This is a genomic window from Mesorhizobium sp. M7A.F.Ca.CA.004.12.1.1, from assembly GCF_003997835.1.
Lineage (GTDB): Bacteria > Pseudomonadota > Alphaproteobacteria > Rhizobiales > Rhizobiaceae > Mesorhizobium.
The window spans coordinates 1-628 of the sequence record NZ_RZRK01001432.1; the positions used below are offsets into that span (position 1 = coordinate 1).

Below are 628 nucleotides of genomic sequence, written 5' to 3' on the forward strand. Positions count from 1 at the left end.
CCTCGTCGGCGAAGCGCGATGATGGGGCGCGCGGATTGCGCAGGCGGCCGATCAGCGCCGAAACGGCCGTGATGTTCATTTCCTCGGGCGACCAGTTTTTCACCGCCTCGATGTGATGGGCCGCCAGCTCGCGATGCGTGCTGCCGCTGTAGGCGGCGTCCTGATAAGTCACCCGCTCATGGGTCTTGGCGTCTTCGCGGACATATTCGATCAGGTAGTTCGGGCATTCGGCGCGGCCACGCACGCCGACGCGCACCTGGGCATCACCGTGGGCACGCTTGCAGCGTTCGAGCTTTTCCAGCACACGCCGGACGAATTCGACCGGCTTGTCGAGGCCTTCGACCATATCGGCAATGGTTGCGTCGGCGGCGATCGGTGTTGGCGGTACGCGTTTGGTAGCCATCAGCGTCTTCCGGCCCGCTTCGGCAAAGCGGCTAGCGCGGCGGCGGCGGCCATCTCGTCGGCCTCCTTCTCCAGCCGCAATTCGCGCAGACGCGCGGTCTTGGCTTCACGTGCCTCGCTGACGGCGTCGCGCTCGGAATTGATGCGGTTGAGCGACATCGACTGGGTTTGCGTCTTGCTGAACAGGGACACGGCCTGATCGACGGTTGTCTTTGAACTGGTGGTC

At 64.5% G+C, this 628-nt stretch carries 2 protein-coding genes; both read right to left on the minus strand.

From position 1 onward, the window contains the following. Positions 1-403: hypothetical protein (locus EN984_RS36870; protein WP_127384464.1), on the minus strand; the 403-nt coding region annotated here is incomplete at its 3' end. Then, a complete protein-coding gene (locus EN984_RS36875) occupies positions 403-594 on the minus strand; it encodes a hypothetical protein (RefSeq protein WP_245480214.1) in 192 nt (63 codons plus the stop codon). The genes EN984_RS36870 and EN984_RS36875, both read right to left, overlap by 1 nt. Between the last annotated feature and the right edge of the window lie 34 nt (positions 595-628).